The organism is Serratia sp. HNCC26DJ206 (genome assembly GCF_057180605.1).
This window is the reverse complement of sequence record NZ_JBXUGP010000023.1, coordinates 36,512-61,839: the sequence shown is the minus strand read 5'-3', so window position 1 is coordinate 61,839 and position 25,328 is coordinate 36,512. Positions and strand designations below refer to the sequence as shown.

Here is a 25,328-nt window from a genome sequence, read left to right as displayed (position 1 = left end):
AAGGATCTTGGAAGGAAGCGTGACTCAAAGCAAATGGCAGGCCTATAGCCACCTGATGCGCATCGATAAACCGATTGGCACGCTGTTGCTGCTGTGGCCGACGCTCTGGGCATTGTGGCTGGCCGGGCAGGGGGTGCCGTCGCTGCCCGTATTGCTGGTGTTCGTGCTGGGCGTATTCCTGATGCGTGCAGCAGGCTGTGTGGTCAATGATTATGCCGATCGCGCTTTTGACGGGCATGTGAAGCGCACCGCTGGTCGCCCGTTGCCGAGTGGTCGGGTCAGTGAAAAAGAAGCCAAAATTCTGTTTGTCGCGCTGGTGCTGATTTCCTTTGCCCTGGTGCTGACGTTAAACGCCATGACCATCTGGCTCTCGCTGGCGGCACTGGCCCTGGCTTGGGTTTATCCGTTTATGAAGCGGGTGACCAACCTGCCGCAGGTGGTGTTGGGGGCCGCATTCGGCTGGTCGATCCCGATGGCTTATGCTGCCGTCAGCGAATCATTGCCTCTGAGCTGCTGGTTGCTGTTCCTGGCGAATATCTGCTGGACGGTGGCTTACGATACGTTGTATGCCATGGTGGATCGTGATGACGATGTGAAAATCGGCATTAAGTCCACCGCCGTGCTGTTTGGCCGCCATGACAAGCTGATCGTCGGGTTATTGCAGTTTGCCACCCTGCTGTTGATGCTGTGGGTGGGCTATATGATACAGCTTGGCGGTGCCTATTATTGGTCATTGCTGCTGGCCGGAGCGCTGTTTATCCATCAGCAGAAACAGATCGCCAACCGCGATCGCGATGCCTGCTTCACTGCCTTCCTGAACAACAACTACGTTGGCTTAGTGCTGTTTATCGGCATTGCGCTGAGCTATCTCTGAGCCTGATTGCAGGCAAAGAAAAGGCACCCAATTCGGGTGCCTTAGTCTGTTGAAACACGACGCTATTCGCCAGTTTTTTCCACGTCTGCCGTTTCCGGCAACTCGTTAGTCTCTTCCGGCGTGCTGACGCTTTCGATGGTCAGCTTGATTTCCGGCGTGATCAGATCGCTCAGCATGGTGTAAACCTCCATGGTGTGCTCACGGATCGCATCGCCGATATCGTTGATATAGCCTTCTTCACGCAGCGTCGCCACCAGGGTGGAGAACACCGCTTTGTCGAAGAACTCCGGCGCATTGATACCGTGCAGCACCGACAGGCGCTGAGCCATGATGCGGCTCTCTTTCTCCAGCGCGCCACGGTTGATGCTCGGGTTGGCACTGAGGATCGACATGGTAATCGCGTAACGCTGCAAGGTTTCGCGCACACCGGCCGCCAGCAGTTGCAGCGGGCGAATACGCGCCGGGTTCAGCACCAGCTCGTCACCTTTGTGGCAAATCAACTGTTGGCGGGCCAGTTCGTCGATCAGCGGTTGCAGAACCTCCGGCAGCTGTTCTTTTTCATAGCGCAGGAACAGTTCGGCTTTCAGCATCGGATAGATCAGGCTGACCTGGCGCAGTAACTCATCGCGTGATACGCGACGGTGATGCATCACGATGGTGGCAATCAGCGAAGGCAATACCAGCATATGGTGAATGTTGTTGCGGTAATAGGTCATCAGCACCGCTTGCTCGCGCGGCAGGATGATGATGTCACCGATGCTGTCTTTTTCCACCTCGAACTTGTTCATGTTCAACGCGTGATCCAGCAACTGCTCCGGCGTTTGTGCTGGCACGGTGGCATCAGGCGCATAAGGTGCATTACGCATCAACTGAAGGTAACAATCCAGTTGCTCAATCAACTGTTCACGAGTCAGCGCCCGCTGGCGCGATGCCAACAATGCGGTAACACACAGGTTCATGGCGTTGGCCGCCGCCGCATTGTTGATACGCACCATGATCCGGGCAGCCAGATCGTTGACCGCTGGCGTCAGCCAGCTTGGGCGCTGGGCTTCGATCGGATCAATAGACTCGCGCCACTGTGGCACATGGTGATTGAGGTAAGAGGTCAACGACAGAGGCTCGCCAAAGTTGACGTAGCCCTGGCCGAGGTTGCGCAGTTTGCGCAGGCCGCGCAGCATCTGCAACAGGCTCTCTTTCTCTTTGGTCGCACCGCGCAGCTCTTTGGCGTAGGTCCCTACCTCCATCACATGCTCATAACCGATGTAAACCGGCACTAATGTGATTGGGCGAGTCCCACCGCGCAGCATCGCCTGGATGGTCATCGACAGGGTGCCGGTTTTCGGTTCCAGCAAACGTCCGGTACGGGAACGGCCACCTTCCACAAAATATTCTACCGAATAGCCCCGGGTGAACAGCTCACCAAGGTATTCACGGAACACGGTGGAATAGAGCTTGTTGCCCTTGAAGGTACGGCGGATAAAGAACGCCCCCAAACGGCGGAAGATCGGCCCGGCTGGCCAGAAGTTCAGGTTGATGCCTGCGGCGATATGCGGCGGCACCAGCCCCTGATGGTAAAGCACGTAAGACAGCAACAGGTAATCCATGTGGCTGCGATGGCAGGGCACATAGACAATCTCGTGGCCGTCTTGCGCCAGTTGGCGCACGCGCTCGGCTTTGGTGACGTTGATGCCCTGATACAGCCGGTTCCAGGTCCAGCTCAACACGCGATCGGAAAGGCGTACGGCTTCATAAGAGAAATCGGCGGCAATCTCTTCCATCAGCGCAATGGCATTTTGCTGGGCTTTTTCGTGAGTGATCTTTTTGCTGCGCGCTTCGTCTTCGACCGCTTTTTCAATCGCTTTAGAAGCCAGCAACTTGTTGAACAGATCCTGACGGGCCGGCAGGCTTGGCCCAACGGCGGCCAAGCGCTGACGCGAGAAGTGCATGCGCGCGACACGCGCCAGTTTCTGCGCGATGGTTTTGTCAGTACCGTGCTCGGTGGCCATGCGCCGCAGAGAAACGGTATTGGAGAAGCGGACAAAACTGTCACGCCCTAACCACAGTATGGCGAAGAATTTCTGTACGCCGTTCAGCAGGCGCAGATGCGGTGTTCCGTGCCCTTCACGCCCCGGTGAGCGGCCGAACATCACGGATACCGGAAGCATCTGAATGTCGAGATCCGGATTGCTGCGGTGCAGATCCAGATAGTCGTGGAACAGTTTTACCGATTCTTCTTTTGGCGTGTAATAGCGGAATACGCGCGGGCCTTCATGGATAAACACGTGGCTCGGCAGAACGGCGCCGTCGATCTCCAGCGAGTTAAGGGGGTCGGGCAGATCCAACGCCAGGCACTGGGTGCGCAAGGTGAGCAAATCTGCCTTGGAATTATAAGGTAAAACATACAGAATTGGCCGTGAGGGATCTAACCCTAACTCCGTGACCGGATCCGAAGGGATAACCTTACTTTTTACCAACATTTTCAGTGGTAAATTCAATAGTTTATAATATATTTTACGCCAACCTAACATAACAACATAAAGCCTCTTGTTAGCAATGCGCCGCAAGCATACCAGAAACCAGGTAGCAGATCTGTGGTGTTGGGAATTCCAAGGCCGTTAACGGCTCTGGAAACACATAGGTAAATTATGACTCACCTTAGAGAAAGGTGCTCTTAACATGGCAAATAAAGCAACGGGCCTGACACGCATCATTAAGGCGGTAGGCTATTCATATAAAGGCTTAACCGCAGCCTGGCAGAACGAAGCCGCATTCCGTCAGGAATCGGTCGCGGTCATCGTGGCTATCATACTGGCGATTTGGCTGGATGTGGGTGCGATAGCGCGCATTTTATTGATTGGCTCTGTACTGCTGGTGATGATTGTCGAAATCCTCAACAGCGCGATTGAGGCCATCGTCGATCGCGTGGGGACGGATTACCATGAATTGTCTGGCCGGGCAAAAGACATGGGCTCGGCGGCGGTTTCATTGACGATTATGCTGGCGCTGTTCGTCTGGGGTTCAGTGCTGTGGCAGCATTTTAGTTGACCTTGAAAAGGGGCGTAATGTTGCGAACTGCTTCGCTAATCCCTGATTTTTATTTATTCTTCGGTTCCCAATCCCGGCTTACCTGTATATACTCACAGCAAGACTGTATAAACAAACAGGGGGCGGAATGAAAGCATTAACTACCAGACAGCAAGAGGTCTACGACCTGATTCGCGATCATATTGCGCAAACGGGCATGCCACCAACACGTGCCGAGATCGCCATGCGTTTGGGATTCCGTTCGCCTAATGCCGCCGAAGAGCATTTGAAAGCGCTGGCCCGCAAAGGGGTGATCGAAATTATCTCCGGTGCTTCGCGCGGTATCCGTCTGCTGATGGAAGATGAAGAAGGGTTACCTCTGGTTGGCCGCGTTGCTGCCGGTGAACCTTTGCTGGCCGAGCAACACATTGAAGGGCACTACAAAGTCGATCCTTCTTTGTTCAAACCTAACGCTGATTTCCTGCTGCGTGTTAACGGTATGTCGATGCGTGATATCGGTATCCTCGACGGCGATCTGCTGGCGGTGCATAAAACTCAGGACGTGCGTAACGGCCAAGTCGTGGTGGCACGTATCGAAGATGAAGTGACGGTCAAGCGTCTGAAAAAGCATGGCAACATAGTTGAACTGTTGCCGGAAAACAGTGAATTCCAGCCGATTGTGGTCGATCTGCGCGAGCAGAATTTTACTATCGAAGGTTTAGCCGTCGGTGTGATCCGCAACGGCGACTGGATCTAAGCGTTATACCCCTGATTGATATTTCAATTAATAAGAATTATATCGCCCCAACTCTGGGGCGATACCTCTTCTAAACCATCGTCACCGCACGGCCACGGGAACATTTCACTATGCGCCTGATTTCTGCTTTTACCAGCGACACCGATAAAGCGTTGTGGCGCCTGGCGTTGCCGATGATTTTCTCCAATATCACCGTTCCCTTGCTTGGCCTGGTGGATACCGCCGTTATCGGCCATCTCGATAGCCCGACTTATCTCGGTGGGGTTGCCGTGGGCTCAATGGCGACCAGTTTCCTGTTCATGTTGCTGCTGTTCCTGCGTATGAGCACCACCGGGCTGGCGGCGCAGGCGTTGGGCGCGCAGGATCCGCAACGGCTGGCCAGGGCTTTTATGCAACCGCTGCTGTTGGCGCTGGTGGCCGGGGTGGCGATTGTGCTGCTGCGAGCGCCGCTGATCGCACTGGCCTTGCAGATTGTCGGGGGCGATAAAGAAGTCTTGGCGCAGGCGCGGTTGTTTCTGGAGATCCGTTGGTTAAGCGCGCCAGCGGCATTGGCGAATATGGTGCTGCTCGGCTGGTTGTTGGGCGTGCAGTATGTGCGGGCACCGGTGATCTTGCTGATCGTCGGTAACCTGCTGAATATTGTGTTGGATATTTGGCTGGTGATGGGGCTGGGCTGGAATGTGCAGGGCGCCGCAGCCGCAACGGCGATTGCCGAGTATGCCACGCTGTTACTGGGGCTGTGGCTGTCGTGGCGGGTGCTGCGGATGCGCGGGATTACTCTGGCGATGCTGCACAACGCCTGGCGCGGTAATCTGCGCCGTTTGCTGGCGCTTAACCGTGACATCATGCTGCGTTCGTTATTACTGCAACTGTGCTTTGCCTCATTGACTATTCTGGGGGCGCGTATGGGGGGTGAAATCGTGGCGGTGAATGCGGTGCTGATGAATCTGCTGACGTTCACTGCTTACGCTTTAGATGGTTTTGCCTATGCGGTTGAGGCACATTCTGGCCATGCTTATGGGGCGCGGGACGATCGCCAACTGCATAAAGTATGGCGTGCGGCTTGCAGGCAGGCGTGCCTGGTGGCGCTCGGTTTTGCCCTGATTTATATGCTTGCAGGGCAGCACATCGTGGCAGCGTTAACCTCGCTGCCCGAATTACGTGCTCTGGCGAACCATTACCTGCCTTGGCAGGTGCTGCTGCCCTTGGTGGGTGTTTGGTGTTATCTGCTGGACGGCATGTTTATCGGCGCGACTCGCGGGGCAGAAATGCGCAACAGCATGGCAGTGGCCACTGTCGGTTATGGATTGACGTTATTCACATTGCCGTTGTTGGGCAACCACGGTTTATGGTTAGCTCTGATGGTGTTTCTGGCCTTGCGGGGGTTGGCACTGGGTTGGATTTGGCACCGCCACCAAGTGCGCGGCACCTGGTTTCCAGCTAATCATAACGTCTGAAAACAGATGAGCGCGGCGCTACGCTGCGGCATCGCTACCGCACCGCTTATTTCTTCTTGATCACAATACTGTGGTCATGATCGCAATCATGCTTGTTTTCGCATGCTTCTACCTCAACGCAGGCAGAACACAGGCCGTGGGCTTCAACCACGCTGTGGCGCAGCGCAAATCCTGATTCTGTTGCCAGTTTCTGCAACATTTCTTCCACGCCTTCCGTCGTGCGCTCGGTAACCTGCCCGCAGCGATCGCAGATAAACAGCGCAGAGGTGTGCATCGGCTGTTCGAAGTGGTGGCACAGCACATAGCTGTTGGCGGATTCGACACGGTGGATAAATCCCTGTTCCAACAAAAAGTCCAGAGCACGGTACACCGTGGGGGGCTTAGCCTGGGGTTCGGCGACGCGCAGCAAATCGAGCAGATCGTAGGCGCTGATGGCACCGGGTTGCTCCGCCATCAGGCGTAACACTTCCAGCCGTTGCGGGGTCAGTCGCACGTTACGCTGCTGACAGAGTCGTTCAGCCTGCGCGAGCAGCTTTTCCTGGTTGGTTGAGTTCATAGCAAATATTCCGGTGCGCAAAGAAGCTGATTTTAACATGTTTCAGTGGAATCGCCGAGGGTTGTGCCCTTTTCCCCACATAATGCGTTACTAGCCGACAACATGCGGTTTGAAATGAGAAACAGATCACGATTTATCGCAGTTGCACCTGAATAGGTCACTTTTACTGCTTTCTGGGGTAGGTTCTGGCGTGGGGTAGCGGTATAACGCGCAGCAAGAACGATGATTCTCAGGAGCTTTAGCATGACAGAAAGAGAAAAATTGCTGCGCGGCGAAGTTTATAACAGCCGTGATGAAGAGTTGATCGCACTGTATCACCGGGCGCGCGGCCTTACCAAACAGCTTGCTGCGTTGGATTCGCATCAGGCGGAAGAGAAGAAAAGCCTGCTGTGTGAACTGTTTGCTGCTTGGGGGGATGAAAGCTGGATCGAGCTGCCGTTCTGGTGTGATTACGGTCAGCATATCAGCATTGGTAAAAACTGCTTTATCAACGTCAATGCGGTGTTTCTCGACTGCAATACCATTACCATTGGCGATAACACGCTGATCGGCCCGAACGCGCAAATCTATACGCCAAGTCACCCGCTCAAGGCCAGCGAACGCTTTAGTGGCAATCCTGATTTCCCATTTCAAACCTCGGCCAAACCGGTGGTTATCGGCAGTAACGTCTGGATCGGCGGGAACGTGGTGATCCTGCCTGGCGTGACTATCGGCGATGGCACGACTATTGGCGCAGGTAGCGTGGTCACCGGAGATATCCCGGCTAACGTATTGGCGCTAGGGCAACCCTGCCGGGTGATCCGCGAGCTGGAATAACCGTTTTAGCCTGCCAGCGCTTGCCGTAGTTGTTCGGCAAGCGTGCTCATCTGCTGGGGCGGATTATGGCCAATCAACATAAAGCTGTGATCGCCGCCAGACCAGTACACCAGGTTCATTCCCATGCGCTGTTCATTCTCTGGCGCATCTTCACCAGGTTGTTGAATAATGCACAATGCCAGTGGCCCATATTGTTCATCAAGATAGGTCAGTTGGGCGATGTGCTTGCCATCGTAGGCCAAGATCCGGGCATTTTTCAGCGTCGCTCCTGGCAATGCCAACTGTTGTGACAGTAAGGTAATGCCTAGCTGTTCGCCGGTGTGTTGCAACTGAACGGCGAGCTCCTGAGGGGAAAGGGAATTGTCAGCCAGCGTTTCTGGCGTATACAGCGCCATATATTGTGCCACCAGACCGCGCCAGTTCTCTTCCGGTTGGTTGAACCGCAGGAAGGCGCGATCGCCTGCTACACCTAAAGCCAGTAAACCCATCGCTGCTGCAATCAGCTTGCGGCGGGTGATCCTGGGTGAGGCAGGTTGCAAGAGAGCTTGCAGGCCTGCCTGTAGCCGTTTTTTCGGCGCTTCGTCGAGCAGCGGCTGAAAAGCGGCTTTGAACGGCAGGTTACTGCCAGCCAGCCAGGCCAGACGAGCGGCCAGCTCTGGTTCTCTGGTGAGCCGTTGTTCCAGGTTATGTCGTTGTGAACGCTCCAACTGGTCATCCAGATAAGCGACCAGCAGTTCGTCAATATCGCGATGAGCGCTCATGATTTTTCTCCCTTTGACTGCGCGGGTGTGTTTTGCAACGCACTGTCGTTCGCCAGCCTCAGGCGTGCGGCTGCCAGGCGGCTCATGATGGTGCCGATTGGCACGCCAAGCACTTCCGCCGCCTCCCGGTAGGAAAGCTCTTCTACATACACCAGAAAGACCGTATTACGCTGGGCTTCCGGCAGCCGATTAACGCGCTGCATCACCTGATTGGCCCAGATCGGGTCGTCGTTGCTAGCCGAATCAGCAAGCTCATCAGCATCGACAAAGCCTTGCCCCTGACGAATATGCTGCGCCCGCATTTCATTGAGCCAGATGGAGTGCAGGATCGAGAACAACCAGCGATCCATGCGCGTACCTACGGTAAACTGTGCGGCACGCTCAAGTGCCCGCACGCAGGTGGCCTGAACCAAATCGTCGGCAAGATCCCGCCGGTGGCAAAGCACCAAACCATAGCGCCACAGGCGGGAAAGGTATTGCCCGATATCGTTGCGAATCGCATCGTTGCTGATAGCGGCCTCCAGGGTGCAACCTCATGATTCAGGGTGATGGTCGATAGCCGCTGCCAGATCGCGATACTCTTCACACCCGGTTCCGCAAAGTGATTTGATCACCGCTAACTGCTGTTTGGCCAGATCCGGGCGGCCTTTAATCATGTAGGCTTCACCCAGATATTCGCGGACTTTCGGGTAGTTCGGATCCAACGCCACTGATTTTAAATAGTAGCTGATACCTTCATCGGTGCGGCCGAGTTTGCGGGTGGCATAACCGCGATAATTCAGTGCTACGGCGGTGTTGGGATCCTGTAACGTGTTGAGGACATCAAGGGCCTCCTGATAATGGCCGCTTTTCGCCAGCATGTAGGCATAGTTAGTTCGATCGCCATCGCTAAGCATGCTGCTTTTTTCCACCGTGCAGGTTTTGGTTTTACTGTCGTAGATTTGGCCTTTTGGGCAGGTTGGCGTGCTCTGGCTGTTGTCGCCCATGGCATGGGTAAAACCGGAAAACAACAGGGTGCTGGCGATGGCAGGCAGCAACAGGTTTTTGATGAAACGGTTCATGGTGTGCTCCTCGGTGGGGTAAGGCGTTCTGTGTTACGCCATTACCGAGTGAACACCTGTGAACGCCGATTTATTCATTTCTTTTTAGGCAATTTTCCCAAGACCGCCGATTGTCGTTATAATAGCCGTTTGCGACACTGGCACAGACCGCCGGTTGTTGAACTCCAGACATTTCAGGTAGCCAGTAATTCAGCATGACGACAGATAACCACGCCTCTCAATACGCCGCCAATCGTTTCTCCATCGCGCCGATGCTCGACTGGACCGATCGTCATTGTCGTTACTTTCACCGCCTGCTGACCAAGGAAACGCTGCTGTACACCGAGATGGTGACCACCGGCGCGATTATCCACGGTAAGGGCGACTATCTGGCCTACAGCGAAGAAGAGCATCCGGTGGCGTTGCAACTGGGCGGCAGCGATCCGGCGGCGCTGGCGCATTGCGCCAAGCTGGCGGAGCAGCGTGGTTATGATGAGATCAACCTCAACGTTGGTTGCCCGTCCGATCGGGTGCAGAACGGGATGTTTGGTGCCTGCCTGATGGGGCAGGCGGCGCTGGTTGCCGACTGCATCAAGGCGATGCGCGATGCGGTATCAATTCCAGTGACGGTGAAAACCCGCATCGGTATCGACGATCAGGACAGCTATGCTTTTTTGTGTGATTTTATCGGCACGGTTGCCGGGCGCGGTGAATGCGATATGTTCACCATTCATGCGCGCAAAGCCTGGCTTTCCGGGCTTAGCCCGAAGGAGAACCGCGAAGTGCCGCCGCTGGACTATCCGCGTGTTTATCAGCTAAAGCGTGATTTCCCGCAGCTCACTATTGCGATTAACGGTGGGGTGAAAACGCTGGAAGAAGCGCAGCAGCATTTGCAGCATCTGGATGGCGTGATGATGGGCCGTGAGGCGTATCAGAATCCAGGTATTCTGGCGCGTGTCGACAGCGAAATTTTTGGCTCCCCGGCCGGTGTGCTCAGCAGCGTGGAGATTATCGAATCGCTGTACCCGTACATCGAACGTGAACTGGCCAACGGGACTTATCTTGGTCATATCACCCGCCATATTCTTGGTTTGTTCCAGGGGGTACCGGGGGCGCGCCAGTGGCGTCGTCATCTGAGTGAAAACGCCCATAAACCGGGCGCTGATGCCCGAGTGGTTGAGCAGGCGCTAGCTCTGGTGCGCTCACCACGTACCGAAGTGGCGTAATTATTAATTGATTTGACTAAAACTTGGTCTTTTTGACTAAGGCTGCCAGAGGATCTGGCACTCTTTTCACCGTATTTCAATAGGTTAAATTTTCTGCCAAGTTGGCATGCTTCTTGTAAAGAACAATGTATGCCCTAAATAATTCGAGTTGCAGGAAAGCCAACGCATCTACAACTTGAAGTATGACGGGGATAGACACATTGTTTTTGCCAAGGAGCCACTCATGTTAGAACTCTTCTTTATTATCGGTTTTGTGGTCATGCTGCTGGTTACCGGTATTTCTCTGCTGGGCGTCATCGCGGCGCTATTCGTGGCCGCGGCCTTTATGCTGCTGGGCGGGTTGTTCGCTATGGTGATTAAACTGCTGCCGTGGCTGATTTTGGCGGTGATTGGCGTGTGGATATACCGTTCAATGCAGAAACCGCAGATACGCCGCTATTAATATTTTTTGCTGATTTATCAGACGGTCACACTGAAAACTACATCACAGTTTGCTTACGCGATGCGGCAGAGATCACACCTTGATGTTTTAGAGATGAATACGGCACGTTAAGCGTATGTTTTACTTTCAGCGGCTGTTAGGATACTTCCCAACAGCAGTGATGCCGATGATTTCATCACCGCGAGAGACAATAATAGTGTTGCTTAAGCAACCCCTCGTGTTTCTTGTGGACTCTGCTCTACCCCTACAAAATGCAGTAACAAGAAAGGGTTCCTCGCGGAACCCTTTTCTTTTGCTTAACGCCCTGGAATCAACAGGCAAGAACCGCTGGTTTTGCGGCTTTCCAGCACTTGGTGAGCCTTCTGCGCTTCCGCCAGCGCAAATTTTTGCTCCTCCTTCACCTCGATCTTGATCGCGCCGCTGCCGATCAGTGAGAACAGCTCATTACTGGCGAACTGCAACTCCTGGCGGTTGGTGATATAGCCGTAGAGCGAAGGGCGAGTGACATACAGCGAACCTTTCTGGTTCAACAGCCCCAAGTCGACCCCGGTCACCGGGCCGGAGGCATTACCGAAGCTGACCATCAATCCGCGACGCTTCAGGCTGTTCAGGGAATCCTGCCAGGTGCTTTTACCGACGGAATCGTACACCACGCCGACTTTCTCGCCGTTGGTCAGTTCCGCTACGCGTTGGGCAATATTTTCCTGATGATAGTTAATGGTTGCCCAGGCTCCAGCGCGCTTGGCCAGTTCCGCCTTTTCATCAGAGCCGACGCTGCCAATCAGCTTGGCGCCCAAAGCTTTGGCCCACTGGCAGGCGATCAGCCCAACGCCACCGGCGGCGGCATGGAACAGGAAGACTTCACCGGGCTGGATCTCATAGGTTTGGCGCAGCAGATAGTGCACGGTCAGGCCCTTGAGGAAAGCGGCGGCGCCTTGTTCAAAACTCAGGTTATCCGGCAGGATCGCCAGCCTTTCCAGCGGTACGTTGTGGATCTCGCTGTAAGCGCCGAGTGCAGATTGAGCATAAACCACGCGATCGCCCGGTTTCAGCGCGTTGACGCCTGCCCCAACCTTGATCACCACCCCGGCCGCTTCAGTACCCAGGCCGCTCGGCAAGGTGGCCGGTGGATACAAACCGCTGCGTACGTAGGTATCGATAAAGTTGATGCCGATGGCTCGGTTTTCAACCTGAACTTCGCCCGCTGCCGGATCGACAGGCGTAAAATCAACATACTGCAGCACTTCTGGGCCGCCGGTGGCGGAGAATTGAATACGCTTTGCCATGTCATTACCTCGTCTAGATGTTTGGCTCCACCCTACTCTTTACCGTACCGGCTATCCAGCCTGTAGCGCAGTGATTAATCCTTTTTTGCCATGGTGATGGCGCAAGAATCATGGATAAAAATCACGTATACTCTCGCGTCAGGATCTTCCATTCGCCACCGGATAAAGAATACGCTTCATGGCAGGAAAAAAACCAACCAACAAAACATTCGCGAACGAACCCAGAGATCGCCAGATGGAAGGGCTGAAGATGCCACCGCATTCGCTGGAGGCAGAACAGTCCGTGTTGGGCGGTTTGATGCTGGATAACGAACGCTGGGACAACGTGGCAGAACGCGTGGTTTCCAATGACTTCTTCAGCCGCCCGCACCGCCTGATCTTTACCGAGATGCAGCGCCTGCTGGAAATGAACCGGCCTATCGATTTGATCACCCTGTCCGAGTCGCTGGAACAGAAGGGGGAACTGGAATCTGTCGGTGGTTTTGCTTATCTGGCGGAACTGTCGAAAAACACCCCAAGTGCTGCCAACATCGGCGCTTATGCCGACATCGTGCGCGAACGTGCGGTAGTGCGTGAGATGATCTCCGTGGCTAACGAGATCGCCGACGCCGGTTACGATCCACAAGGGCGCAGCAGCGAGGATCTGCTCGATCTGGCCGAATCCCGCGTTTTCCAGATCGCTGAAAACCGTGCCAGCAAAGATGAAGGCCCGAAAGGCATTGAACGTATTCTGGAAGATACCGTTTCCCGCATTGAGCAACTCTATCAGCAGCCGCACGACGGCGTGACCGGGGTAGATACCGGCTATCACGATCTCAATAAGAAAACGGCGGGCCTGCAAAAGTCTGACCTGATTATCGTTGCCGCCCGTCCGTCGATGGGGAAAACCACCTTCGCGATGAACCTGTGTGAACATGCCGCGATGACGCAGGATAAACCGGTGCTGATCTTCAGCCTCGAGATGCCCGGCAACCAGATCATGATGCGTATGTTGGCTTCGCTGTCGCGCGTGGATCAAACCCGTATCCGTACCGGCCAGCTCGATGACGAGGATTGGGCGCGGATTTCCAGCACCATGGGGATCCTGCTGGAGAAGCGCAATATGTATATTGATGACTCCTCCGGCCTGACGCCTACCGAAGTACGCTCCCGCGCGCGGCGTATTTTCCGCGAACATGACGGGCTAAGCCTGATCATGATCGACTACCTGCAACTGATGCGTGTGCCTTCCTTGTCCGACAACCGCACGCTGGAAATTGCCGAAATTTCCCGTTCGTTGAAAGCGCTGGCGAAAGAGTTGCAGGTGCCGGTAGTGGCGCTGTCGCAGTTGAACCGTAGTCTGGAGCAGCGCGCCGATAAACGCCCGGTTAACTCCGACCTGCGTGAATCCGGCTCCATTGAGCAGGATGCTGACCTGATTATGTTCATCTACCGTGATGAGGTTTATCACGAGAACAGCGATCTGAAAGGGATTGCTGAAATTATTCTGGGTAAGCAGCGTAACGGCCCGATTGGCTCGGTACGCCTGACCTTTAACGGCCAGTGGTCGCGTTTTGATAACTACGCGGGGCCGCAATATGATGACGAATAATCAGCTAAGAGCCTATCCCATTAGGCTATTTTATTTGCCATTTTGTCCCTGGGCAGTGCTCACAATCCTCACGTACTTCGTGTACGTTCCGGTTGTTCCGCGCTGTCCGTGTACAAACTGGCTGCAACAATCTACGCCTACTGGGTTAGGCTCCAAGGAATTGCAATGAAAGCGGCAACTGCGGTTATTGACCGCCGCGCTCTGCGACATAATCTGCAACAGGTGCGCCGCCTGGCGCCGCAAAGCCGCCTGATTGCCGTGGTGAAAGCCAATGCTTATGGGCATGGCCTGCTGGAAACAGCACATACTCTGCAAGATGCCGACTGCTACGGCGTAGCCCGTATCGGCGAAGCCCTGATGCTGCGTTCTGGCGGTATCGTCAAGCCGATCCTGTTGCTGGAAGGGTTCTTCTGCGCCGAAGATTTACCGGTGCTGGTGGCGAATAATATCGAAACCGCCGTGCACTGTATTGAACAGCTTGAAGCGTTGGAGCAGGCCGAACTGGCGCATCCGGTGCCGGTGTGGATGAAGCTTGATAGCGGTATGCATCGCCTAGGTGTGCGCCCAGAGCATGCCGAGGCGTTTTATCAACGCCTGTGTGCCTGCCGCAATGTGGTGCAGCCGGTCAATATCATGAGCCACTTCAGCCGTTCCGATGAGCCGCAGTCTGACGCCACACCAAAGCAAATCAGCTGTTTCGAGCGTTTTGCCAATGATAAACCGGGCCAGAAGTCGATCGCCGCGTCTGGCGGGATCCTGCTGTGGCCGCAGGCGCATCGCGACTGGGTACGGCCAGGCATCATTCTGTACGGCGCTTCGCCGATGGATAACTCGTGTGCCGCTGACTTTGGTTTTCAACCGGCGATGACGCTGAAATCCAGCCTGATTGCGGTACGTGAGCATAAAGCCGGTGAACCGGTGGGTTACGGTGGTATCTGGGTGAGCGAGCGCGATACCCGCTTGGGGGTGGTAGCCATTGGATACGGCGACGGTTATCCGCGCAGTGCGCCTTCTGGCACGCCGGTCTGGCTGAATGGCCGCGAAGTGCCGATCGTTGGCCGCGTATCGATGGATATGGTTTCGGTGGATTTGGGGCCGGATGCCACCGATAAAGTGGGCGACGAAGTGGTGCTGTGGGGCAACCCGTTACCGGTTGAACGGGTTGCGGCCTGTAGCGGTATTAGCGCCTATGAGTTGATCACCAAACTTACCCAGCGCGTCGAGATGGAATATATCGGCGAGTAACCGGTGTTTCTCCCCTTCTGATTAAAGAAAGGGGAGAAAACGCTAAGCCCAATTACTTCTTCACTGCCAGCCACTGATCGATAATCTGCTGATATTCCCCAGTCGCTTTACTCAAGTGCAACCACTGATCCACATACAATTTCCAGCTCATATCATCACGCGGCAGCATGTAAGCTTTCTCGCCGTACTGCATCGGTTTGTCTGGGTTCACGGCACAGAGTTTTGGGTAGTGCTTCTGCTGATACAGCGCTTCTGAGGCATCGGTAATCATCACGTCGGCTTTGCGATCCACCAACTGCTGAAAAATCCCCATATTGTCGTGCGATAGCGTCAGATTGGCCTTCGGCAGATGGGCGCGAACAAAGGCTTCGTTGGTGCCGCCAGCCGGTTCGATCACCCGTACCGAGGCCTTGTTGATCTGCTCAACGGTGCGATATTTCTTTACGTCGGTACAACGCACCAGCGGGATCTTGCCATCGGTATCCAGACGTTCGGCGAAAAACACCTGTCTTTGGCGCGGTAACGTCACCGAGATGCCGCCCATGGCGATGTCACATTTGCCAGAGACGAAGTCGGGCATCAGGGTTTTCCAGCTGGTTTTCACCCATTTCACTTTGGCATCCAGGCTCTTGGCCAGCGACTCCGCCATGGCGATATCAATACCTTCATAGCTGCCATCTTCCTTCAGGAAGGTATAGGGCTTGTAGTCACCGGTGGTGCAAACGTCGAGGGTTTTTTGCTGTAGCACCTTATCCAGATGCGATTGAGCACTGGCGCTCCCGGCAGCAACCAGCAAAGCGAAGGGGAGTATTCTCTTCATAAACATCCTTATATTAATGGTTTTATGCACTATTTAGCCGTTGATTGTTGTTGGTTTGCGTAATTTACCCGTTTTTTATGCCATCGATGAGCGGAGATCTCGGCTTTGCTGCTGCGCAGCTCACAACCCGCTAGGGGCGATGGTTTCAACGCTAAAAAAACTGATAGGCTGTAACGTCAACATTTCTTAACACAGTTTACAGGTGGTTATGTACAACATTGACGATTTTGATATGAAAATCCTGACGCTGCTACAGGCCAATGGCCGCCTGACCAATCAGGAACTGAGCGAACTGGTCGGGCTTTCCGCCTCGCAATGTTCACGTCGGCGTATCAGCCTGGAGCAGGCGCAGCTGATCAGGGGCTATCACGCGCGCTTGGCTCCAGAAGCGGTCGGGCTTGGGCTGGTGAGCCTGATTGAGGTGAGCCTGCTGACCCACACGCAGGAACAGATCGACAGCTTTCATCAGATGTTGGAAGACGTGGATGCTATTCTTGACGCTTATAAAACCACCGGCGATGCCGACTATCTGTTGAAAGTGGCAGTGGCCGATCTGCCTGCGCTCAGTGATTTCATCAGCCAGACGCTCTCGCGGCATAACAGCGTGGCGCGGATTAAAACCGCGGTGGTGCTCAACCGCATCAAAGAAAATGGCTTACTGCCGTTGGCGAAATAAAACGGTGGCTGCTGAGAGCGACAGTGCAGTTTGCAAGACGAAGAGTATATATTGTAACTCGAACCCCTAAAATCAGGAGAACCAACCCGTGTTCCAGAATGTTGATGCCTATGCCGGTGACCCGATCCTGTCGCTGATGGAAAAATTCAAAAAAGACCCCCGTGCACACAAGGTGAACCTGAGCATCGGCCTTTACTATAACGAGCAGGGCATCATACCACAGATGCAGGCCGTGGCCGCCGCAGAGGCGCAGCTCAACAGCGTAGAGCACGGCGCATCGGTCTATCTGCCGATGGAAGGCTTGCAACCCTACCGCAGTGCGATCCAGCAACTGCTGTTCGGTGCCGAACATCCAATGTTGCAGCAGGGGCGCATTGCCACCATTCAGACCGTGGGCGGTTCCGGCGCGTTGAAAGTGGGTGCCGATTTCCTGAAGCGTTATTTCCCTGATTCGCAGGTATGGGTCAGCGACCCGACCTGGGAAAACCACGTCGCCATCTTTAATGGTGCCGGTTTTACGGTCCACACCTACCCGTACTTTGACGGCGAAAGCCTGGGCGTGAAGTTTGATGCCATGCTGAACGCGCTGAAAAAACTGCCCGCCAAAAGCATCGCGCTGCTGCACCCTTGCTGCCATAACCCGACTGGTTCCGATCTCACGGCGGCACAGTGGGATGAAGTGGTAAAAGTGATTGCCGAGCGTGATCTGATCCCGTTCCTGGATATTGCCTATCAGGGGTTCGGTGGTGGTATCGATCAGGATGCTTATGCCATCCGCGCCATCGCTGCTGCAGGCTTGCCATGCCTGGTGAGCAACTCGTTCTCGAAAATTTTCTCGCTGTACGGTGAGCGTGTCGGCGGGCTTTCCGTGGTGTGTGAAAGCAGCGAAGCTGCCGAGCGCGTGCTGGGCCAATTGAAAGCGACCGTGCGCCGTAACTACTCCAGCCCGCCGAACTTTGGTGCGCAGGTGGTCGCCAAGGTACTGAATGATGCACAACTGAACGCACAGTGGCTGGCGGAAGTGGAAACGATGCGTACCCGCATCCTTGAGATGCGTCAGGTGCTGGTGGAGTCACTGAAAAGCGCATTGCCGCAGCGTAACTTTGACTATCTGCTGGAACAGCGTGGCATGTTCAGCTACACCGGTTTCACTGCGGAACAGGTTGATCGCCTGCGCGAAGAGTTCGGCGTTTATCTGATCCACAGCGGCCGCATGTGTGTGGCGGGGCTGAACCATAATAACGTTCGCCAAGTGGCTGAGGCGTTTGCTGCCGTGCAATAAATGAGATCTGGGGCTTTATCAGAGGAGATAACCGTGAACAAACAGCAACTGCTGGATTACTGCTTGGCCAAACCGGGTAGTGAACAGGATTATCAGAGTGACTGGCAGGCCGATCGGGTCAGAGTCGGTGACAAAATGTTTGCACTCATTGGTGAAGCCTATGGTCGGCCGGTGATCTCGTTAAAGTGCGGCATAGAGCTGGCGGAGCAGTTGCGTGAGCAACATGCGGAAATTATCCCCGGTTACTATTTGAATAAAGCGCATTGGAACAGTGTCTATCTGGATGGTGCCTTGCCGGACTCACAGTTTTATCAGCTGATCGATATTTCATATCAACTGGTGGTGGCCGGATTAACGAACAAGAAGCGCCAGGAACTGGGTATCTGAGAGTAAAAACCGCTCCTGCTTGCTACAGGAGCGGTAACCATCACTTTTTATCCAACATTGGCTTCAGGAAGCGAGCGGTATGCGACTCTTTGCAGTTCGCCACGGTCTCTGGCGTGCCGGAAACCAGGATCTCACCGCCGCCGCTGCCGCCTTCCGGCCCCAGATCGACAATCCAATCCGCGGTTTTAATCACGTCCAGGTTGTGCTCAATCACCACGATGGTGTTGCCCTGATCGCGTAACTGATGCAGCACCGCCAGCAACTGCTGGATATCTGCAAAGTGCAGGCCGGTGGTGGGTTCATCGAGGATATACAGCGTCTGGCCGGTGCCACGTTTCGACAGCTCACGTGCCAGCTTCACGCGCTGTGCTTCGCCGCCGGAAAGGGTGGTGGCCGACTGGCCGAGGCGAATGTAAGACAGCCCTACATCCATCAGCGTTTGCAGCTTGCGCGCCAGCGCCGGTACCGCATCGAAGAAATCACGGGCTTCTTCAATGGTCATTTCCAGCACTTCGTGGATGCTTTTGCCCTTGTACTTCACTTCCAGCGTTTCGCGGTTGTAGCGCTTGCCTCTGCATTGATCGCAAGGCACGTAGATATCCGGCAGGAAGTGCATTTCTACCTTGATCACGCCATCGCCCTGGCAGGCTTCGCAGCGGCCGCCTTTCACGTTAAAGCTGAAACGGCCCGGTGTATAACCACGGGTGCGTGATTCCGGCACGCCTGCAAACAGCTCACGCACCGGCGTAAAGATGCCGGTGTAGGTCGCTGGGTTAGAGCGCGGCGTACGGCCAATCGGGCTCTGATCGATGTCGATCACCTTATCGAAATGCTCCAGCCCGGTGACTTCGCGGTAAGGGGCCGGTTCGGCAATGGTGGCACCATTCAGTTGGCGCTGAGCGATTGGGAACAGGGTGTCGTTGATCAGCGTGGATTTACCTGAGCCGGAAACCCCGGTAATGCAGGTAAACAGCCCGACCGGCAGCGTCAGCGTGACGTCTTTCAGGTTGTTACCGCGCGCACCGCTCAGCTTCAATACCTTGGTCGGATCCGCAGGCACGCGTTCCGCCGGGATAGCAATCTCACGCTTGCCGCTGAGGAACTGGCCGGTCAGCGATCCTGGCTCGGCCATAATGTCGTCAACGGTGCCTTCTGCTACTACATGGCCGCCGTGCACACCGGCACCAGGGCCGATATCGATCACATGGTCGGCGGCGCGGATCGCATCTTCGTCGTGCTCGACCACAATCACCGTGTTACCCAGGTTACGCAGGTGGATCAAAGTTTCCAGCAGGCGTTCGTTATCGCGCTGATGCAGGCCGATGGAAGGCTCATCCAGCACGTACATCACGCCCACTAGGCCCGCGCCGATCTGGCTGGCCAGGCGGATACGCTGTGCTTCACCGCCGGACAGCGTTTCAGCCGAGCGTGACAGTGACAGGTAGTTCAGCCCGACGTTGACCAGGAATTTCAGGCGATCGCCAATCTCTTTCAATATCTTCTCGGCGATCTTGGCGCGCTGGCCGCTCAGCTTCATATTCTGGAAGAAGGTCATCGCATGGCCGATGCTGAGATCGGAAATCTGCGGCAGGGTGGTGTCTTCCACGAACACGTTACGGGCTTCTTCGCGCAGTCGGGTGCCGCTGCACGAGGTGCACGGGCGATTGCTGATAAACTTCGCCAGCTCTTCGCGCACCGCGCTGGACTCGGTTTCTTTATAGCGGCGTTCCATATTGTGCAGCACGCCTTCAAACGGATGGCGGCGCACGGTGGTGTCACCGCGATCGTTAATGTATTTGAATTCGATAGTTTCTTTGCCGGAACCGCTGAGCACTGCTTTCTGTACGCTGGCACTCAGGCTGTTGAATGGCGCTTCCACGTCGAATTGGTAATGCTCCGCCAGCGAGCGCAGCATCTGGAAGTAATAGAAGTTGCGGCGATCCCAGCCACGGATCGCTCCGCCTGCCAGCGAAAGCTCGGGGTTCTGCACGACGCGTTCCGTATCGAAGAACTGCTGTACGCCCAGCCCGTCACAGGTTGGGCAGGCACCCGCCGGGTTGTTGAACGAGAACAGGCGCGGTTCCAGCTCGCGCATGCTGTAGCCACAGATCGGGCAGGCGAAGTTGGCGGAAAACAGCAGCTCTTCGGCTTTGGTATCGTCCATATCGGCCACTACCGCTGTGCCACCGGAAAGCTCCAATGCGGTTTCAAATGACTCCGCCAGGCGCTGTGCCAGATCGTCACGCACCTTGAAACGATCCACCACCACTTCAATGGTGTGCTTTTTTTGCAGTTCCAGCTTTGGTGGATCGGAGAGATCGCACACTTCGCCGTCGATGCGCGCGCGGATGTAACCTTGGGTAGCCAGGTTTTCCAGCGTTTTGGTGTGCTCGCCCTTACGATCTTTCACCACCGGTGCCAGCAGCATCAGGCGCTTGCCTTCGGGCTGGTTGAGTACGTTATCCACCATTTGGCTGACCGTCTGCGCCGCTAGCGGAACGTGATGATCCGGGCAGCGTGGTTCGCCGACGCGGGCAAACAGCAGGCGCAGGTAATCGTGGATCTCGGTAATGGTCCCGACGGTGGAACGTGGGTTATGCGAGGTAGATTTCTGCTCAATGGAGATTGCTGGTGACAGACCTTCAATATGGTCGACGTCCGGTTTTTCCATCAAGGAAAGAAACTGGCGTGCGTAGGCGGAAAGCGACTCGACGTAACGCCGTTGACCTTCGGCATACAGCGTATCAAAGGCCAATGAAGACTTGCCGGAACCCGACAGACCGGTGACGACAATCAGCTTGTCGCGCGGGATAGTCAGGTTAATGTTTTTGAGATTATGGGTCCGAGCACCACGAACTTCAATATTGTCCATTTACACTTCCCGTCATGATGATACACCGTGCTTGTCTGGGTTCTTTTGTCGGCAATTATGTGATCTGACGCGCAAAAAAACGGCACAGCCAATACGAAACGCATAATTATGACACAAAATAACCTGAATGAATATCCAGTATATGTATGCAACCAGGTCGAATGCGGAGACAATTTTGCAAGGTGCTTCGCAGGTATAATCTAAGCAGGTGGCATGCTACAATTTGTGGTTTAGACTACGCAAAATGTGGTTTGTAGACCCGACGTACTTGGAGTTGCAGCCAACAACGCTGCGGCTTCAAGTAATAAGGGGATATCCACTTAATGATTCATCAGGAGATTGAACATGGCCAGCAGAGGCGTAAACAAAGTAATTCTGGTCGGGAATCTGGGCCAAGACCCTGAGGTCCGTTACATGCCTAATGGCGGCGCGGTTGCCAACATTACCCTGGCGACCTCCGAAAGCTGGCGTGACAAGGCTACTGGCGAGCAGAAAGAAAAAACAGAATGGCACCGCGTGGTGTTGTTCGGCAAGCTGGCGGAAGTGGCGGGTGAATACCTGCGTAAAGGTTCTCAGGTTTATATCGAAGGTGCTTTGCAGACCCGTAAGTGGACCGATCAGGCTGGCGTAGAAAAATACACCACCGAAATCGTGGTTAATGTGGGTGGCACCATGCAGATGCTGGGTGGCCGCCAGGGCGGCGGTGCTCCGGCAGGCGGTGGTCAGCCAGCCGGCGGCCAGCAGGGCGGTTGGGGTCAGCCTCAGCAGCCACAGGGTAGCAATCAGTTCAGCGGTGGCCAGCAGGCGGCTCCGGCTCGTCCGGCACAGAACAGTGCGCCAGCCAGCAGCAATGAACCCCCAATGGATTTTGATGATGATATTCCGTTCTAGGATTGAACTTAGGCAATATTGTTAAAGTATTTGATATAAAACCCCGATTTTTCGGGGTTTTATATTGTTAGTGCTAATCCGGTGAAGAGGGCAAAATCCCGTTAGATGCCTTCATTGACACTAAGAATAAGTGTTCTTATTATTGTGTTAATAGTTAACACAGGAGGCGCTATGGCCAGAACAACAAGTGTTACGATTGGTGAGCAACTCGATTCGTTTATCAGTCGATTGATAGAGAGCGGCCGTTACGGCTCTGCGAGTGAAGTGATGCGTTCTGCATTGCGCTTGCTGGAACAGCAGGAAGCCAATGATGAAGTTGTCCGTCAGGCTGTTATTGCCGGGTTGGAAAGCGCTGAGAGCCATTTGTCACTGCGGGATATTGCAGCACAAAGAAAGCTGAAACATCGTGTATAAACTGAGTGAACTCGCCGTAGAAGATTTCACCGGAATTTATGACTATACGTTTCTTCAATTCGGTGAAGCTCAGGCAGACTACTATACAGATGCCCTTGAGGCACTCTTTGAAACGCTGTCTGGAATGCCGAATATGGGGCGGAACTACCATGCTGTCTCTGGCGTAATGCACATTGAATTTCAGCGACATACTATTTTTTATACTGTTCGTGATAGAGAGATTCTGATTGCGCGTATTTTGCACCAACAGATGAATCATAAACGCCATTTATTGTAATCTACACACTGTCGCGTTTTACTTGGATTGTACCAATTCCCTATTTTTCATATGAAATAACCACTCTGTTAAACCTCCCTCAATCGAAGTCGATCCCCCGAAAATGATGTGCCACGTCTAGCCCCTAATTGGCGAGAGGTTGAGATCACCGCTACTTTTAACGGAACTATTACCGGAGAAAACGCATGATCATCATCCATCACCTGGAAAACTCGCGCTCGCAGCGCATTTTGTGGTTCCTCGAAGAGTTAGGCGTGCCCTATCAGGTACAGCGCTATGCGCGTGATAAAACCACTATGCTGGCACCGCCGGAACTGAAAAAAATTCACCCGTTGGGGAAATCACCGGTGATTGTCGATGGCGATCTGACTCTGGCGGAATCCGGTGCCATTATCGAATACCTGCAGGAAGTCTATGATGCACAAGGGTTATTCACTCCCACTGATTTTCACGCCCGCCAGGAGTATCGTTATTGGCTGCATTATGCCGAAGGTTCGCTGATGCCGCTGCTGGTGATGAAACTGGTGTTCAGCCGTTTAGGGCATCCGCCGATCCCGTGGTTGATTCGTCCGGTGGCTGGCGCAATCGGCAAAGGGGTGCAAAAGGAATATCTGGATAAGCAGATCGCTACCCATCGGGCTTATCTGGAGCAGCATTTAAACAAAAGCCTGTGGTTTGTCGGCAATGAATTCAGCGCTGCGGATATTCAGATGAGCTTCCCGGTGGAGGCAATGGCGGCGCGCGGTGGGCTGGACGGTTGCCCGAAATTGCAGGACTATCTGCAACGTATCCACGCTCGGCCAGCCTATCAGCGGGCGCTGGAACAGGGCGGGCCGCTGAAGATACTCGAGTGAACACCCGATGCCTTTTTGTATAAATTGTCGCGATCTTTAGTTGATCAGACGGCATGGAAGGCTAGATAATCGTTTGCCTTAAAATACTCGTCGGATCTCAAGCCACGATGTTGTTGGTTTTACTTGGGCCCTGTTGGGTAAAAACCGCCATAAATCACCCACTTCATGCAATAAGAGTTAAACGTTTGCTTTTTTACACGGCGTCTTTTGTGGCGTTCAAGAAGGGTATGGCAGCGAACGTGACGGAAACGGTTTCGTAATGACCATGCATGAGTGGAACAACCAGCCATATTTATACCAGATGTCAATGAAACACAGGGGATAGCAACATGTCGAATTCTCAAGCGAACAACGCCGCGAAACCTAAAGGCGGGCTTGATGCGTATTTTAAACTTTCTGCACGGGGTACCAACGTGCGGCAGGAAGTGGTGGCGGGTTTAACCACTTTCCTGGCGATGGTCTATTCGGTGATCGTGGTGCCCAGCATGTTGGGCAAAGCGGGCTTCCCGCCAACCGCCGTGTTTGTGGCTACTTGCCTGGTGGCGGGTTTGGGTTCTCTGTTGATGGGGTTGTGGGCCAACCTGCCGATGGCGATTGGTTGTGCGATTTCCCTGACCGCTTTTACCGCTTTTAGCCTGGTGCTGGGCCAACACATCAGTATTCCTGTGGCGCTGGGTGCGGTCTTCCTGATGGGGGTGCTGTTTACCATTATCTCCGTGACCGGCATTCGTTCCTGGATCCTGCGTAATTTGCCGATGGGCGTTGCGCACGGCACCGGGATTGGTATCGGCCTGTTCCTGCTGTTGATCGCCGCCAACGGTGTCGGTCTGGTAGTGAAGAACCCGTTGGATGGCCTGCCGGTGGCGCTGGGGGCATTCACCTCTTTCCCGGTAGTGATGACGCTGCTGGGGCTGGCGGTGATTTTCGGTTTGGAAAAGCTGCGCGTGCCGGGAGGCATCCTGCTGGTGATTATCGCCATTTCAGTGATCGGCCTGATTTTTGACCCGGCGGTGAAGTACCAAGGCCTGTTCGCTATGCCCAGCCTGGCAGATGCTGACGGTAAATCGCTGATCTTCAGCCTGGATATTATGGGGGCCTTACAGCCCGTAGTGCTGCCAAGCGTGCTGGCGCTGGTGATGACGGCGGTATTTGACGCGACGGGTACCATCCGTGCAGTGGCCGGGCAGGCTAACCTGTTGGATAAAGACGGTCAGATCATCAACGGTGGCAAGGCGCTGACGTCAGATTCCCTGAGCAGCATTTTCTCTGGGCTGGTTGGCGCTGCTCCTGCGGCGGTGTATATCGAATCTGCGGCCGGTACGGCGGCAGGCGGTAAAACCGGCCTGACGGCCACCGTGGTCGGGATCTTGTTCCTGCTGATCCTGTTCCTGTCACCGTTGTCTTATCTGGTGCCGGTGTATGCTACTGCGCCAGCGCTGATGTACGTGGGTTTGCTGATGCTCAGCAACGTCAGCAAGCTGGATTTCGACGATTTTGTTGATGCGATGGCGGGCTTGCTGTGTGCGGTGTTTATCGTGCTGACCTGCAACATCGTAACCGGCATCATGCTGGGCTTCAGCTCCCTGGTAATTGGCCGCATCTTCTCGGGCGAGTGGCGCAGGCTGAACCTCGGTACCGTGTTGATCGCGGTCGCGCTGGTGGCGTTCTATGCCGGTGGCTGGGCTATTTGATGTTTTGTATGCCCTCTCTTTTGGGAGAGGGCATTTTTGGCGTTTTCTCCTTCAGATTAATCTCCTTCTTCCTATTCTTTGTTTTGAAA

The 25,328-nt window shown here is 54.6% G+C and carries 25 protein-coding genes; 17 read left to right on the top strand and 8 right to left on the bottom strand.

The window, feature by feature from the left end; translation table 11 throughout:
- Positions 1-7: 7 nt before the first annotated feature.
- The gene (gene ubiA, locus AC2A1E_RS16250) at positions 8-874 is read left to right on the top strand and encodes a 4-hydroxybenzoate octaprenyltransferase (protein WP_484384605.1); all 867 of its coding nucleotides are present in this window, start codon (positions 8-10) and stop codon (positions 872-874) included.
- Between the two features lie 62 nt (positions 875-936).
- On the opposite strand, the gene plsB is transcribed toward ubiA, so the two are convergent.
- On the bottom strand, positions 937-3,402 hold the full coding sequence (gene plsB, locus AC2A1E_RS16245) for a glycerol-3-phosphate 1-O-acyltransferase PlsB (protein ID WP_484384604.1): 2,466 nt from the start codon (positions 3,400-3,402) through the stop codon (positions 937-939).
- A 148-nt stretch (positions 3,403-3,550) separates the two neighbouring features.
- Here plsB and AC2A1E_RS16240 point away from each other — a divergent pair, with 148 nt between their 5' ends.
- From AC2A1E_RS16240 to dinF, 3 genes are all read left to right on the top strand, one after another.
- Positions 3,551-3,919 (top strand): diacylglycerol kinase, encoded by a 369-nt coding sequence (locus tag AC2A1E_RS16240; protein ID WP_484384603.1) that lies wholly within the window; start codon positions 3,551-3,553, stop codon positions 3,917-3,919.
- Between the two features lie 127 nt (positions 3,920-4,046).
- Positions 4,047-4,655 carry a transcriptional repressor LexA gene (gene lexA, locus AC2A1E_RS16235; protein WP_484384602.1) on the top strand — a complete coding sequence of 203 codons (609 nt, stop codon included), beginning with the start codon at positions 4,047-4,049 and terminating at the stop codon, positions 4,653-4,655.
- Between the two features lie 110 nt (positions 4,656-4,765).
- On the top strand, positions 4,766-6,112 hold the full coding sequence (dinF, locus tag AC2A1E_RS16230; RefSeq protein WP_484384601.1) for an MATE family efflux transporter DinF: 1,347 nt from the start codon (positions 4,766-4,768) through the stop codon (positions 6,110-6,112).
- A 46-nt stretch (positions 6,113-6,158) separates the two neighbouring features.
- On the opposite strand, the gene zur is transcribed toward dinF, so the two are convergent.
- A complete protein-coding gene (gene zur / locus AC2A1E_RS16225) occupies positions 6,159-6,668 on the bottom strand; it encodes a zinc uptake transcriptional repressor Zur (protein WP_484384600.1) in 510 nt (169 codons plus the stop codon).
- A gap of 243 nt (positions 6,669-6,911) precedes the next feature.
- Between zur and AC2A1E_RS16220 the strand changes: the two genes are divergently transcribed.
- Positions 6,912-7,484: a sugar O-acetyltransferase gene (locus AC2A1E_RS16220; RefSeq protein WP_484384599.1), complete on the top strand. Its 573-nt coding sequence runs from the start codon at positions 6,912-6,914 to the stop codon at positions 7,482-7,484.
- 5 nt (positions 7,485-7,489) lie between these two features.
- On the opposite strand, the gene AC2A1E_RS16215 is transcribed toward AC2A1E_RS16220, so the two are convergent.
- The 3 genes from AC2A1E_RS16215 to AC2A1E_RS16205 are packed head-to-tail and all read right to left on the bottom strand — an operon-like array spanning position 7,490 to position 9,306.
- The gene (locus AC2A1E_RS16215; protein WP_484384598.1) at positions 7,490-8,245 is read right to left on the bottom strand and encodes an anti-sigma factor family protein; all 756 of its coding nucleotides are present in this window, start codon (positions 8,243-8,245) and stop codon (positions 7,490-7,492) included.
- Positions 8,242-8,742, bottom strand: coding sequence for an RNA polymerase sigma factor (locus AC2A1E_RS16210; protein WP_484384629.1), 501 nt, complete (start codon positions 8,740-8,742; stop codon positions 8,242-8,244). Before AC2A1E_RS16210 ends, AC2A1E_RS16215 begins: the two co-directional genes overlap by 4 nt.
- Positions 8,743-8,778: 36 nt before the next feature.
- Entirely contained in the window at positions 8,779-9,306 is a 528-nt protein-coding gene (locus AC2A1E_RS16205) for a tetratricopeptide repeat protein (protein WP_484384597.1), read from the bottom strand.
- Between the two features lie 194 nt (positions 9,307-9,500).
- On the opposite strand from AC2A1E_RS16205, the gene dusA reads away from it, so the two are divergent.
- Both dusA and pspG read left to right on the top strand, forming a co-directional pair.
- On the top strand, positions 9,501-10,511 hold the full coding sequence (dusA, locus tag AC2A1E_RS16200; RefSeq protein ID WP_484384596.1) for a tRNA dihydrouridine(20/20a) synthase DusA: 1,011 nt from the start codon (positions 9,501-9,503) through the stop codon (positions 10,509-10,511).
- Between the two features lie 223 nt (positions 10,512-10,734).
- Positions 10,735-10,953: an envelope stress response protein PspG gene (pspG, locus tag AC2A1E_RS16195; RefSeq protein WP_037403994.1), complete on the top strand. Its 219-nt coding sequence runs from the start codon at positions 10,735-10,737 to the stop codon at positions 10,951-10,953.
- 296 nt (positions 10,954-11,249) lie between these two features.
- Here pspG and AC2A1E_RS16190 read toward each other — a convergent pair whose 3' ends face one another.
- The gene (locus tag AC2A1E_RS16190; RefSeq protein WP_484384595.1) at positions 11,250-12,239 is read right to left on the bottom strand and encodes an NADPH:quinone reductase; all 990 of its coding nucleotides are present in this window, start codon (positions 12,237-12,239) and stop codon (positions 11,250-11,252) included.
- Between the two features lie 178 nt (positions 12,240-12,417).
- Here AC2A1E_RS16190 and dnaB point away from each other — a divergent pair, with 178 nt between their 5' ends.
- Together dnaB and alr are read left to right on the top strand one after the other, a co-directional pair.
- On the top strand, positions 12,418-13,830 hold the full coding sequence (gene dnaB / locus AC2A1E_RS16185; RefSeq protein ID WP_484384594.1) for a replicative DNA helicase: 1,413 nt from the start codon (positions 12,418-12,420) through the stop codon (positions 13,828-13,830).
- A gap of 165 nt (positions 13,831-13,995) precedes the next feature.
- Positions 13,996-15,075 (top strand): alanine racemase, encoded by a 1,080-nt coding sequence (alr, locus tag AC2A1E_RS16180; protein ID WP_484384593.1) that lies wholly within the window; start codon positions 13,996-13,998, stop codon positions 15,073-15,075.
- A gap of 52 nt (positions 15,076-15,127) precedes the next feature.
- Here alr and AC2A1E_RS16175 read toward each other — a convergent pair whose 3' ends face one another.
- Entirely contained in the window at positions 15,128-15,895 is a 768-nt protein-coding gene (locus AC2A1E_RS16175) for a transporter substrate-binding domain-containing protein (RefSeq protein ID WP_484384592.1), read from the bottom strand.
- A 208-nt stretch (positions 15,896-16,103) separates the two neighbouring features.
- On the opposite strand from AC2A1E_RS16175, the gene AC2A1E_RS16170 reads away from it, so the two are divergent.
- The 3 genes from AC2A1E_RS16170 (at position 16,104) to AC2A1E_RS16160 (ending at position 18,240) form a co-directional block, all read left to right on the top strand.
- Entirely contained in the window at positions 16,104-16,571 is a 468-nt protein-coding gene (locus tag AC2A1E_RS16170) for an Lrp/AsnC family transcriptional regulator (RefSeq protein WP_459400263.1), read from the top strand.
- Between the two features lie 88 nt (positions 16,572-16,659).
- The gene (locus tag AC2A1E_RS16165) at positions 16,660-17,853 is read left to right on the top strand and encodes an amino acid aminotransferase (protein ID WP_484384591.1); all 1,194 of its coding nucleotides are present in this window, start codon (positions 16,660-16,662) and stop codon (positions 17,851-17,853) included.
- Positions 17,854-17,886: 33 nt separating this feature from the next.
- Complete coding sequence (locus AC2A1E_RS16160; RefSeq protein ID WP_484384590.1) at positions 17,887-18,240, top strand: MmcQ/YjbR family DNA-binding protein; 354 nt, start codon at positions 17,887-17,889, stop codon at positions 18,238-18,240.
- A gap of 40 nt (positions 18,241-18,280) precedes the next feature.
- Here the strand turns inward: AC2A1E_RS16160 and uvrA are convergent, their stop codons facing one another.
- Entirely contained in the window at positions 18,281-21,112 is a 2,832-nt protein-coding gene (gene uvrA, locus AC2A1E_RS16155; protein WP_484384589.1) for an excinuclease ABC subunit UvrA, read from the bottom strand.
- Positions 21,113-21,457: 345 nt separating this feature from the next.
- Here uvrA and ssb1 point away from each other — a divergent pair, with 345 nt between their 5' ends.
- The 5 genes from ssb1 to AC2A1E_RS16130 all read left to right on the top strand — a co-directional run bounded on the left by ssb1 (position 21,458) and on the right by AC2A1E_RS16130 (position 25,239).
- Positions 21,458-22,003, top strand: coding sequence for a single-stranded DNA-binding protein SSB1 (gene ssb1 / locus AC2A1E_RS16150; protein ID WP_484384588.1), 546 nt, complete (start codon positions 21,458-21,460; stop codon positions 22,001-22,003).
- A gap of 171 nt (positions 22,004-22,174) precedes the next feature.
- Positions 22,175-22,417, top strand: coding sequence for a type II toxin-antitoxin system ParD family antitoxin (locus tag AC2A1E_RS16145; RefSeq protein WP_459400258.1), 243 nt, complete (start codon positions 22,175-22,177; stop codon positions 22,415-22,417).
- The gene (locus tag AC2A1E_RS16140; protein WP_484384587.1) at positions 22,410-22,694 is read left to right on the top strand and encodes a type II toxin-antitoxin system RelE/ParE family toxin; all 285 of its coding nucleotides are present in this window, start codon (positions 22,410-22,412) and stop codon (positions 22,692-22,694) included. The genes AC2A1E_RS16145 and AC2A1E_RS16140 overlap by 8 nt, the downstream gene beginning before the upstream one ends.
- Positions 22,695-22,879: 185 nt before the next feature.
- Positions 22,880-23,548 carry a glutathione S-transferase family protein gene (locus AC2A1E_RS16135; RefSeq protein WP_484384586.1) on the top strand — a complete coding sequence of 223 codons (669 nt, stop codon included), beginning with the start codon at positions 22,880-22,882 and terminating at the stop codon, positions 23,546-23,548.
- A 329-nt stretch (positions 23,549-23,877) separates the two neighbouring features.
- Positions 23,878-25,239: an NCS2 family permease gene (locus tag AC2A1E_RS16130; RefSeq protein ID WP_484384585.1), complete on the top strand. Its 1,362-nt coding sequence runs from the start codon at positions 23,878-23,880 to the stop codon at positions 25,237-25,239.
- The last annotated feature ends 89 nt before the right edge of the window (positions 25,240-25,328 follow it).